Raw genomic sequence first — 13,102 nt, 5'->3', positions numbered from 1 at the left:
GAGTAAAATTGATTTTAGAACAGTGATATGAAAAATAATAAAATGCTGGTACTGGCTCTGTTGGCATCTTTGGGTATGCCGATAGGAGCACAGAATATGGATAATAAAGGAAGAGTGTCTGGAGATTCCGTCACTGTAGATGTAGGGGCTAACCGGACGTTCAGTCGTCATGAATCGACTGCGGCAGTCTCTACCGTTTATAATGAAGAATTTGATAAAAGGGCGTCAAAGAATATCTCTAACTCTCTTTTCGGACAGGGACTAGGATTAACAGCCTTACAGAATGCGGGTAACTTTTCCAGTACGGAACCTACTTTTTACGTACGTGGTTTACAAAGCCTATCTAGCAGTTCACCGTTAGTTTTGGTAGACGGGTTGGAACGTGATATGAGCCTTGTGTCACCGGAAGAGGTAGAATCGGTCTCTATATTGAAAGATGCCGCTGCAGTGGCGTTATATGGTTATAAAGGTATTAATGGAGCTATTCTGATAACAACCAAACGGGGAAAATATCATTCGAGGGAAATAAAGTTTACTTACGATCATGTAATCAATTTCCAATCACGTCGTCCTGATTTTGTAAATGCGGCTACTTATGCCGAAGCTGTGAACGAGGCACGAGGTTACGAAGGATTAGACGTACGTTATACTCCTCTCGAAATTCATGCGTTCCGTTATGGAAGAGTGAAGGGACTAGGTGATCGTATCAATGTGCAATTGCCTTATTTTTATCCGAATGTGGATTGGATTGATGAAACATTCCGTGATATGGGAGTTTCTAATAAATATAATATTGAGTTTACAGGAGGTGGCAGTAAATTCCGTTACTATGCTATGTTGGGGTTGATGACAGACAAAGGGTTTGTTGCCAATGCTAATATGAATGACGGTTATTCTACACAAGACAAATATTCTAGTGCTAACTTACGCACAAATTTGGATATTGACTTGACGAGTACTACCAAACTCAAATTAAATCTTCTCGGCTCATTGTCTGAATCAAGTCGTCCGGGAACCTCTAGTACGGATTTGTGGGATATGGTTTATTCGATTCCTTCCGCAGCCTTTCCTATACTATCAGATGATGGTTCGTGGGGAGGAAGTTCCACTTGGTCAGGTACGATGAATCCGGTGGCGCAATCGCAAGGAGCAGCTTATAGTAAGGGACATACACGTAGCTTGCTGGCAGATTTGACTTTATCCCAAGATTTGTCCGGATTAGTGAAGGGGCTAGGTGTGAGTTTTCGTTTGGCGTATGACAACTACTCTTCCATCTGGGAAGATCATAGCAAGACGTATGCTTATAGGGGATATATACCTAGCTGGCAGGATTCAAGCGCCGGTGGTCCGTTGTACACAGTTGTTACAGGTGGAAAACCCAGTGAGATGGCAACCGGTGCCGATACAAACGATTGGGCGCGTCAGTTCAATTTCTCCGGAGGTTTTGATTATAATCGTTCGTTCGGCAAACATGATGTTTATTCGCAGTTGAAATGGGAGTATGAATTTCGTGACACTTATGGAGTGAATACCAGTATATATCGTCAAAATATATCGTGGTATACTCACTATGGCTTCAATAAGCGTTATTATGTAGATCTGGCATTGGTCGGATCGGCCTCAAATCTATTGGCTCCAGGACATAAATGGGCTTTCTCACCAACTGTTTCTGCAGCTTGGGTGCTTTCGGAAGAAGACTTTATGAAAGAGGTTTCTTGGGTTGATCTTTTAAAGTTACGTGCTTCGTTTGGTGTTATTAATGCTGATTATCTACCGAAAGACGGTGACAACTCAGTGTATAACTATTGGGAACAAATCTATACGACAACGGGTACACGCTATCTGTTTGATGTCGGTTATGGATCCAATTTTGGAACTACTTACATGAATCGGTTGGCTACAATAAATTCGACACATGAGAAAGCTTATAAATATAATGTGGGGGTGGATGCGACACTGTTCAAAGGATTGAATTTGACGGTAGAAGGATATTATCAACGTCGAAAAGATATTTGGGTAGACCCTAGCGGTCAATACTCAACAGTACTTGGTATGGATTCTCCTTATGAAAATGCTGGTATTGTGGATAGTTGGGGCACTGAGTTCGGTTTGGATTATACGAAGCGATGGGGTGACTGGACTGTTAATGCCGGAGGAAACTTTGCTTTTAACCGGAATGAGATTAAGGAACAGAGAGAAGAACCGCGTTTATATGATAATTTGAAACGGACAGGACACCGGTTGAATCAAGTATATGGCTTGGTAGCGGAAGGAATTTTCAGAGATGAAGCAGAGATCGCGAGTAGCCCGGCACAGAACTTCAGTACAGTAGTTCCCGGTGATATCAAATATAAGAATGTAAATGGAGATGAAGTGATTGATGCAAACGATGTGACCGCTATTGGATATAGTACGGCTGCTCCGGAAATTTATTATTCTTTCCATTTGGGAGCAGAATGGAAGGGGATTGGATTAGATGCTATGTTTCAGGGAACAGGAAACTATTCTGCCGTCTTGAATACAAAGAGTATGTTTTGGCCGTTGATTAACAATACATCACTTTCCACGCACTATTATGAAAATCGCTGGACTCCGGAGAACTTGAATGCAAAATATCCGCGTCTGAGTTCGCAGAGTAATGCCAATAATTATCAGACTAATACGATCTGGCTTGCCGACCGTTCATTCTTGAAATTGCGCAATGTGGAGGTTTATTATAAATTCCCTCAACGTCTGATGAAGCGAACAAAAATATTAGGTAGTGCCAAATTGTATGTACGGGGAGTGGATTTGCTTTGTTTTGATCATATCGACGTGGCAGATCCGGAATCTTACGGTGCGACAAATCCATTGACCAAGAGTGTGGTAGTAGGTGTTAAGATAGGATTTTAATCATTAAAAACGAGGTAAAGAATGAAACTGAATAATTTGATATATGGTGTTCTGACCATCTTCGCTTTTTCTTCTTGTGCGGACCAGATGGAATATTCGGAATACAATCCTTATGATGCGGGTTATGTAAAGCGTACTTTTTATGATGTAGGAGGATTGGTATCTAACATTTACCAGTCGCTCGACTCTGATTTCGGAAATTATAGTGGTGCTATTCTTGGTTCTGCTACGGATGAATCACAATATTCCTATACAGGTAATGCTATTGAGACTTTTTACAATGGGGCATGGAGTCCGGTAAATGCACAAAGCAGTATGTGGACTTCCTGTTATAAAGCAATTGCTAATTGTAACAATTATCTGGAGGAATTTACCGGACTGACATTCTCGGAGTATGAACAAATTTCTGACTATGAAGCTGAAATGTATCGCTATAATAACTATCAGTATGAAGTCCGTTTCCTGCGGGCGTATTTCTACTTTAATTTGGTAAGACAATATGGGGATGTACCATTTACCGACCATGTATTGTCAACCACTGAGGTGAATACGCTAACACGTAAACCTGCCCAAGAGGTATTCGACTGGATTATTAAAGAATGTGACGAGATAAAAGATCTGATAATACCGGATTATAATAACCTGGGGGCTTTGGTACCTTCCGGTGAATCGGCGGAAACAGGGCGTGCCAACAAGCGTACTGTACTAGCATTGAAAGCGCGTACGGCTCTGTATGCTGCAAGTCCGTTATTCAATTCTCATCAGGAAGGGAGTCAAGGGTACAAGGAGTTGTGGTATCGCGCAGCCAAGGCCAATAAGGAATTGATCGAGACTTGCGAAGATGCCGGTATGAGACTGATAGATGACTACGAGAATTTATGGGATGCAAAAAGTTATAGTATTGCAATCGATGAACTCATTTTCGGTTGTCGTGCCATACGTGCTACCAATTCTTTTGAGAAATATAATTTTCCTGTCGGACTGGAGAACTGTCGAGGTGGAAACTGCCCTACACAGACATTGGTGGATGCCTATGAGTTGAAGGACAGTGGTGAAAGGCCTGATAAAAAAGCGGATTATGATAAAAATAAACCTTATTACGAAGGACGTGATCCTCGATTTGAGAAAACTATTGCTAAGAATGGTGATACAAAATGGCCGAATTGGAATGAAACTGCGTTGGAAACCTATCAGGGAGGTGCAAATGCGGAACCCCTGAGCGGAGGGACACCTACAGGTTATTATTTGAAAAAATATTGCCAAACAAGTATTAATACTACGACAGCGAAACCTACGACGGATAATCATACATGGATTATATATCGTTTGGGTGAGTTCTACCTGAATTACGCAGAAGCGTTATTCAAATATTTAGGTACTGCTTATGCTACCAATAATGAGTTCCCTATTCCTGCCAATGAGATGGTGAGCAAAACTCGTCGGCGTACAAAGGTAAATATGCCTAAATTTCCCGCAGGTCTGGATAATAAGTTATGGTGGGAGAAATACCAGAATGAGCGTATGGTAGAGTTAGCATTCGAGGGACATCGTTTTTGGGATGTGCGCCGTTGGAAGGAAGGAGACAAACATTTCAGCAGTATTGATGAAATGAAAATATATAAGAGTGGGGATTCGTATTCATATAGGCGTGTTACTGTGAATAGACAATGGGATGATAAGATGTATTTCTTTCCTATTCCGCAAAGTGAGAAAGCAAAGAATCCTAATTTGACACAGAATCCGGGGTGGTAGAGGTTACCCCGGAATTGAAAAATGATTGTTTAATATTAAAAGCAGAATATGAAGAAGTTATTATATATACTAGGACTGTTTGGATTATTAACATTTGGAGCATGTTCGGATACTGAACCGATAGTGGATGAGGAACCGGATTTCAATAATAATATTGTGGAAGAACCATTGAAAGACTTGCCTACGGAGATTATTACGGGAAGCCGTGCAATGTGGGTGAGTTATGACCCTATGTCGGATACTAATGGACATAATGCAACAGGAATATCTTCTGCGTTAGTTAGTTGGAGAATGTTATTGACAGATCCGGAAGATGTAGGTTTCGATATTTATAAGTCGGAGGATGGGAGCGAAGAAGTTAAGTTGAATGAAGAAGCGATAACGAAGACTACTTGTTGGGTGGATGAGAATATTGATCCCACAAAGACTAATTATTATCGGGTGACATTGGCCGGTCAAGAAGAAACATTGTGCGACTATACGTATACTTCTGACATGGCAACAAAATTTTATCGGGAAATTGTACTAAGAAGTGATGTACCTGATGCAGCATTGACGTATGCTCCTGATGATATACAATTGGGTGAATTGGATGGAGATGGAGAATTGGAAATCGTAGTCAAGAGAGAGCCGTATGATGGAGCTAATCAAGGAGGATGGCACAATGGAACCACTCTTTTGGAGGCTTACAAAATGGATGGTACCTTTTTATGGCGTATAGATTTAGGACTAAACATTCGTTCCGGTTCACATTATACCTCTTATATTTTATATGATTTCGATGGAGATGGTTTGTGTGAAATTGCATTCCGTTCATCCGAAGGTACTAAATTCCCTAACGGAAGAATTATTACTGATGCCAATGGGTTCGTGAATGATTATCGTTTAAGAGATACGAACGGTGTGGGATGGTATTCCGGAAAAAGTTTGTATTCTACTGCCGGACTAGTGTTGGAAGGTCCTGAGTATATTTCTATCTGTCGTGGCTTTGACGGTTGTGAAATTACCCGAACTCCCAATATACCTCGTGGCCGTGAGGATGAGTCAAAAGTAGCACGTGCCCAATATTGGGATTCTTATTGGGGAGATGATTATGGAAATCGTATGGACCGTTTCTTTATCGGAGCAGCCTATCTGGATGGTATACCTGATGAGAAGACTGGTGTAAGAAAAAGCAATCCAAGCCTGATTATTTCTCGAGGTATTTATAAAAACTGGCAAGTATGGGCACTTGATTTGCAAAGTAACCAGTTAGTGAATCGTTGGAAATTTGATACTGCTGATCATAGCGAAAAATGGTTGGCAATGTGTTCGCACGCTTTCCGTGTTGCAGATTTGGATGGTGATGGAAAAGATGAGATACTGTATGGTTCGGCGGCGATTGATGATAATGGGAAAGAATTATGGTGTACCGGAAACGGACATGGTGACTGTCTGTATGTGGGTAAATTCATTCAAAATCGTAGCGGATTACAAATAGTTGCTAGCTTTGAAGAAGAGGATACTTATAGCGTGCAGGGGCTTGGATATGCTTGTCAAGTAATTGATGCGAGGGACGGCAGCCTGATAACCGGGCACGGAGCGGGTAAGAATGGTGATGTGGGACGTTGTATTGTTGGCGATGTAGATCCGGACAGTCCGGGATTTGAGTATTATTCATCTTTACAGTCCGGTATGTATAGTTGTAATGGTGGTGGAGTTGTTTCTACCAATTACCCGACAGGTATCGGTAGCGGGGTGATGTATAATGCTGCTATCTATTGGAGCGGGCAAGGAACACGGGAAATGTATGATCGTGCTTGTATTGTAAGTTATAAAGATAATCCGGATGTAAATAAAACGAATAAGAGCCGTTTAGTGTATTTTGGTCATTATGGTAGTAATGATGGAAATCATGGGACCAAATATAATCCTTGTTATTACGGAGATTTCTTGGGAGATTATCGTGAAGAGGTTATCTTAGGCTCTAGTGATTATCGTTCTATTTATATTTTCTCTACAAATCATCCGACTACTCACCGACTTCGCCATCTGATGACAGATCATAATTATGATATGTCTCAAGCTATGCAGAATATGGGATATAATCAAGGTACTAACCTAGGATATTATGTCGGTGCAGAAACAATGAAATAAAACATAAAAAATCCCTCGATATAATGTGGCTCTTACGTATATCGAGGGATTTTTATGTTTTATTTCTTCAAATAATCCTTCAACGGACAATTAACCATTTTCAATCCTTCCGCAATACTTTCGGCATTCATGTGTGCTCCTTTTAAAGAAGTATGCGTATGGTCGTGATTGTAATAAGCGGCTGTCTTTTCGATACCTTTTTTTTCCAGTTTGTCGGCACTGATTTTATTCAAATCAATAAAATAGGCTCCGGTAGCTTCTGCTGCTTCACGTGTCCATTTTCCAAAAGAATCGGTGTTGCGTTCTATCTTTCCGTCTTTCCATTTGTTGCGTGGAGTGTGGCTCAATACGATAGGTATTGCTCCTTTTTCCTGAGCATCCATGATGAATTTGCGAAGATACCAGCCAAAAGTATATACTACCTGATATTTGCCGGTCTTTTCCATCAGAAAGACTTTACTTTCCTCTCCGGAACCACGTAGTTCTGCACGGGCTTTTCCTGTATTGATAGCTCCTGCGTCGTTGTGTCCGAACTGAATGAGTACAAAATCACCGGGCTGCAAAGCTTCGTATACTTTATCCCAACGTCCTTCATCCAAGAAAGTGCGGGCGCTACGTCCTGCCATAGCACAGTTCTCGACGGATATTTTGTCAAGGTTGAACTCATCGGCTATTACGCTGCCCCATCCCCACATACCATTTTTGTCGTTATCTTTATTTTTCACCGTGCTGTCGCCGATGGTGAATAATACCGGTCGTCCTTTTTTCCGGCTGGAACCGGTCTTTGTGTCTTGCGAGACAGGCTTTAGGTAATTGGCAAGTTCCAGTCCCTCGTAGGCTCGTATACCGTCAGCGGCAGATTCGGCATTGACCTTTGCTCCGAATGCACTGGTATGAATACGGTCGATATAGAACATATACTTCACTTTGTTTTTACCGAACTTTTCAAATTTGCGGGCTGAAATGTCATTCAGATCAATAAAAGGTACGTTCTGTTCTTCTGCTATTTGCTTTGCCCATAGACCGAATGTTTTATTGACACGTTTGATGATAGTACTGTCTTTATCTTCATAGGCGTAACGTGGAGTAAGGGAGAACAAAATGGGATGTCCGCCTTTGGCTTTGACATCACGGATGAAACGACGCATATATTCTCCGTATGTATATACAGTTTCTTTCACTCCGGTTTCTTTGATTGTCACGTTCAGGCTGTCTGTGCCTACTCCCGGAATAGAGGCACGGGCACGACCGCTGTCATAAGGACCATTGTCGTTATGGCCAAGTTCTATGATAACCCAGTCTCCGGGACGTACCCCTTTGATGACATCCGGCCAAAGACGGTTATAAAAAGTACGGCTGCTGGTTCCTCCCAATGCGTGATTCTCTACTGTGATCTTGTCCGGATCGAAGTAGTCGCCCGCATAAAATCCCCATCCCCATTGTCCGTTGTTTCCGTTTCCCAATGTACCTGTACGCATGGTGGAGTTACCGACCAGGAATAATACCGGATTATCGCCTTTCCGGCTGGAACCGGCTATCGGTCTGGCTGTACGTGCCTTGTTCAGACTATCCAATGTGTTGTCGATTACTTGATTGACATCTTTCATCGGAGCAACCACTTTATTTTGTGCTTGCGCCTGCAAACTGCCTGTGACGGCTGTCAGCCAACATAAATAATAAAATAACTTGTTTCTCATGATTTATTTTTTATAGATAATTGGTGCAAAAGTACGATGTGTTCTTCTTCTTTTCAATATAAATTCATTCATATTTATTCAATATTGTGCATAGTACAGTCTGAATGAGGTTATATCACAATTTCTATATAATTACGTACAATATTCTATTTTAATAAAAAGCTATGGCCTGTACCTTTGTGTGTTGTTTTTTTAGTACTTTTGCCTGTCTAATTCATTATTAATCTGAAAATCTATTATGATAAACAGACATATCTTATTCTTCATCTTATCTATCGGTCTTGTGCTGAACATTTACGGGGCGACTGAACTTCGCTCTACACAAATGAGAACAAGTGATGGTTTGCCCAACAATTCTATTCGCTATATATATCAGGATACTAAAGGATTCTTATGGCTGGCAACCTTGAATGGACTGAGCCGTTATGATGGTAATTCGTTTCTGACATTCCGCCCGCAAGCCGGAGATAAAGTATCGTTGTCTGATAACCGTATTTTTGACCTTACAGAAGACAAGGATGGCTTTCTATGGATTTCTACGACACCGGAATTGATCAGTTGCTATGACCTGCAGCGTGCACGTTTCGTTGATTATACAGGTTGCGGAGATTTGAGGCAGAACTATTCGACTATATTCGTAGCGAACAATGGTGATGTGTGGTTATGGCATTCCGGAAATGGTTGTCGGAGAATCGTTCATAAGGATAACGGAGAGATGACATCGACTGTGTTTAAAACAGAACGGGGCAATATGCCGGACAATAGAGTGCGGTTTGTCAGTGAGGGTGCGGATGGACGGATATGGATTGGGACACAGAGCGGATTAGTATCCGTTTCTAACGGTCAGTACAGGATTGAAGACCGGTTGATTCATTTTGCTTTTTCTCAGTCCTATAAGAATGATATGTATTTTCTGACGGAAGAGGGAGATGTCTATTGCTATCAGGCTACTACGCAAAAGATGAAAAAATGTGCTTCTATTGCTTCTATTGCGGGAAAAACATCACCTACCGGGAATTTTCTGTTGAAGGACCAATGGGTGATCCTTACTACTACCGGAGTGTATATGTATGATTTCAGTACCGGAGAAATAGCTGCGGATTCCCGCCTGAATATCAAACATGGCAAATTAACAATGGACAATCGTGGTGATTACTGGATTTTTAATCACACAGGGTGTCTTACCTATATCACAGCCGATAGTGGAAAAATAAAGGAATTCCGGTTGATTCCCCAAGACAAGTTGAGCTATATCGATTTTGAGCGTTATCATATTGTGCACGATTCGCGTGGCATTATCTGGATATCTACGTATGGTAATGGTCTCTTTGCCTATGATACGGCTGAGGATAAATTGGAACATTTTCTGGCCAATATAAACGATAAAAGTCATATCGCTTCAGATTTCCTGCTTTATGTGATGGAGGATCGTTCCGGTGGAATCTGGGTAAGTTCGGAGTATTCCGGATTATCCCATATCTCTGTTTTGAACGAAGGTACTTCTCGTATTTATCCGGAATCTCCCGATTTGTTCGACCGTTCGAATACCATTCGTATGCTGACTAAGACATCCGACGGAGATATCTGGTTTGGTACGCGTAGGGGAGGACTGTATACCATTGACTCGGATTTTCATTCGAAGATAACAAATCAGTATTTTCATTCCAACATTTATGCCATTACTGAGGATAAAGAAGGGAAAATGTGGATGGGGACTCGTGGAAACGGATTAAAGATAGCGGATTCATGGTATGTCAATGATCCTTCGAATCCGACTACATTATCCGCTAATGATGTCTTTTCGATCTATCGTGACCGGAAAGACCGGATGTGGGTAGGTACTTTCGGGGGAGGACTTGATTTGGCTGAACCGACTGCGGACGGGGGATATAAATTCAGGCACTTTTTTCAGGAAAGGTTGGGCCTGCGGATGGTTCGTGTGATAGAAGAAGACGAGAACGGTATGGTTTGGGTGGGAACCAGCGAGGGAATATGCATTTTCCATCCTGACTCATTGATTGCCGATGCCGATAATTATCATTTGTTCAGCTACACGAACGGTAAATTCTGTAGTAATGAGATTAAATGTATCTATCGGGACGATAAGGGGCGTATGTGGATTGGTACGTCGGGGTCGGGATTGAATCTTTGTGAACCACAAGAAAACTATGATTTGCTGAAATATGAGAATTACGGAACAGACGAAGGGTTGGTAAACGATGTTATCCAATCCATTCTCGGAGATAAAAACGGTGACTTATGGGTGGCTACCGAGTATGGTATTTCGAAGTTTAATCCGGTTACTCATTCTTCTGATAATTATTATTTCTCTTCTTATACTTTAGGAAATGTATATAGTGAGAACAGTGCTTGTGTGGGAAAAGACGGCAAGTTGCTTTTTGGAACAAACTATGGAATGATTGTCATTGATCCGGAGAAGATACAAAACAGTGATTCTTTTTCTCCGGTTGTTTTCACTAATTTGTATGTGAATGGAATCCAGATGAATCCCGAAATGGAGGATTCGCCTTTGCAACAGTCACTGGCTTATTCGGACGAGATTTCTTTGAAATATTATCAAAGCTCCATTCTGATAGACTTCTCAACACTGGACTATTCGGATAGCGGACGTACGAAATATATGTATTGGCTGGAGAATTATGATAAAGGATGGAGTGCTCCGTCTTCTCTTAATTTCGCATCTTTTAAGTATCTCAATCCGGGAACCTATCTGTTGCATGTAAAATCTTGCAATGGCTCGGGAATATGGAATGAAAATGAGACTACTTTGAAGATTGTTGTGGTTCCTCCGTTTTGGAAGACTAATTGGGCGGTATTCGGTTATATTCTGGTATTGGTTATAGCCCTGTATCTTGCCTTCCGTATTATCCATAATTTCAATAGCTTACGCAACCGTATCAATATAGAAAAGCAACTGACGGAATACAAGCTTGTGTTTTTTACAAACATATCTCATGAGTTCCGTACCCCTCTGACATTGATTCACGGGGCTTTGGAAAAGATACAGCGTGTGACTGATATTCCGCGTGAGTTGGTACATCCGTTAAAGACAATGGATAAGAGTACTCAACGTATGCTGCGCCTTATTAATCAGTTGCTTGAGTTCCGGAAAATGCAGAATAATAAACTGGCTCTTTCCCTTGAAGAGACGGATGTAATTTCTTTCCTCTACGAGATATTTCTGAGTTTCGGTGATGTGGCGGAACAAAAAGCGATGGATTTTCGATTCCAGCCTTCCGTCCCTTCTTACAAAATGTTTATTGATAAGGGCAACTTGGATAAGGTGACTTATAATTTGCTTTCCAACGCATTTAAATATACTCCTTCTAAGGGTATTATTATCCTGTCTGTAAATGTGGATGAGGTGAAGAAGATTTTGCAGATTCAGGTTTCAGATACGGGAGTCGGTATTCCGAAAGAGAAGCAGAATGAGTTATTCAAACGTTTTATGCAAAGTAATTTCTCCGGTGACAGTATTGGAGTAGGTTTGCATTTGAGCCATGAACTGGTACAGGTACATAAGGGGACTATTGAGTATAGAGATAACGAAGGTGGCGGTTCTGTGTTTACGGTGTGTATTCCGACAGATAAGACAGTTTATGAAGAGAAAGATTTTCTGGTTGCCGGTAATGTGCTGTTGCAAGAAGCGGATAGCTGGAATCACCATTTGGAACAATTGCCGGAAGAACTGCCCGGACAGGATAAAATGACGACTCCTTTGAATAAACGGAAAATCTTGATTATTGAGGATGATAATGATATCCGTCAATTCCTACAGGAAGAGATTGGCGTGTATTTTGAGGTGGAAGTGGCTGCCGATGGAATTTCCGGATTCGAAAAAGCGACTACGTATGATGCGGACTTGATAATCTGTGATGTGCTAATGCCGGGAATGACAGGATTTGAGTTGACAAAGAAGCTGAAAACGGATTTTGCAACCAGTCATATACCGATAATTTTGTTGACGGCATTGAATTCTGCGGAAAAACACTTGGAAGGTATTGAGGCCGGCGCCGATGCATACATTGCGAAACCTTTCAGCATCAAACTATTGTTGGCACGGGTATTCCGTTTGATAGAACAGCGTGATAAACTGAAAGAGAAATTCTCCAGTGAGAAGGGAGTGCGCACTACGATTTGTGCTACCGACCGGGATAAAGAGTTTGCCAAAAGGTTGGATATTGTGATGGAGCGTAATCTGTCCCGACCGGAGTTCTCTGTGGATGAGTTTGCGCAATTTATGAAATTGGGGCGGACGGTATTTTATAGAAAATTACGTGGCTTGACAGGTTATTCCCCTAATGAATATCTACGTGTAGTACGTATGAAGAAAGCTGCCGAGCTATTATCGTCGGATGAACGGTTGACGGTTTCGGAAGTGGCTTATCGGGTAGGGATTAATAGTCCGTTCTATTTCAGTAAATGTTTTAAGGAGCATTTTGGTGTAGCGCCTTCTGTGTATCAGCGCGGAGTAGACGGAGATGCTGTACCGGAGGAAGAGCTACCAGAAGAGAAATCCGGTGAACAAGAAGAAAATAGACCGGAAAACTAATAGGAATGAACGATTTTATATGAATTATTAAAGAAGAATGTACAAAAGTGCA

General features: G+C 41.5%; 5 protein-coding genes. 4 read left to right on the top strand and 1 reads right to left on the bottom strand.

What is annotated here, in order from left to right; all coding sequences use genetic code 11:
• Positions 1-27 precede the first annotated feature (27 nt).
• From BACFIN_RS13535 to BACFIN_RS13545, 3 genes are read left to right on the top strand one after another with little or no spacing between them, the layout of a single operon-like run.
• The gene (locus BACFIN_RS13535; RefSeq protein WP_007751095.1) at positions 28-2,892 is read left to right on the top strand and encodes a SusC/RagA family TonB-linked outer membrane protein; all 2,865 of its coding nucleotides are present in this window, start codon (positions 28-30) and stop codon (positions 2,890-2,892) included.
• Between the two features lie 21 nt (positions 2,893-2,913).
• The gene (locus BACFIN_RS13540) at positions 2,914-4,644 is read left to right on the top strand and encodes a RagB/SusD family nutrient uptake outer membrane protein (protein WP_007751094.1); all 1,731 of its coding nucleotides are present in this window, start codon (positions 2,914-2,916) and stop codon (positions 4,642-4,644) included.
• A 48-nt stretch (positions 4,645-4,692) separates the two neighbouring features.
• Positions 4,693-6,780, top strand: a complete 2,088-nt coding sequence (locus BACFIN_RS13545) for a rhamnogalacturonan lyase family protein (RefSeq protein WP_007751093.1) — start codon at positions 4,693-4,695, stop codon at positions 6,778-6,780.
• A 59-nt stretch (positions 6,781-6,839) separates the two neighbouring features.
• On the opposite strand, the gene BACFIN_RS13550 is transcribed toward BACFIN_RS13545, so the two are convergent.
• The gene (locus BACFIN_RS13550) at positions 6,840-8,477 is read right to left on the bottom strand and encodes a rhamnogalacturonan acetylesterase (RefSeq protein ID WP_007751091.1); all 1,638 of its coding nucleotides are present in this window, start codon (positions 8,475-8,477) and stop codon (positions 6,840-6,842) included.
• Positions 8,478-8,715: 238 nt separating this feature from the next.
• Here BACFIN_RS13550 and BACFIN_RS13555 point away from each other — a divergent pair, with 238 nt between their 5' ends.
• Positions 8,716-13,050: a hybrid sensor histidine kinase/response regulator transcription factor gene (locus tag BACFIN_RS13555; RefSeq protein ID WP_007751080.1), complete on the top strand. Its 4,335-nt coding sequence runs from the start codon at positions 8,716-8,718 to the stop codon at positions 13,048-13,050.
• Positions 13,051-13,102 lie beyond the last annotated feature (52 nt).

This window comes from Bacteroides finegoldii DSM 17565, from assembly GCF_000156195.1.
Lineage (GTDB): Bacteria > Bacteroidota > Bacteroidia > Bacteroidales > Bacteroidaceae > Bacteroides > Bacteroides finegoldii.
The sequence above is the reverse complement of the archived record's forward strand: the minus strand, read 5'-3'. Positions and strand labels throughout refer to the sequence as shown.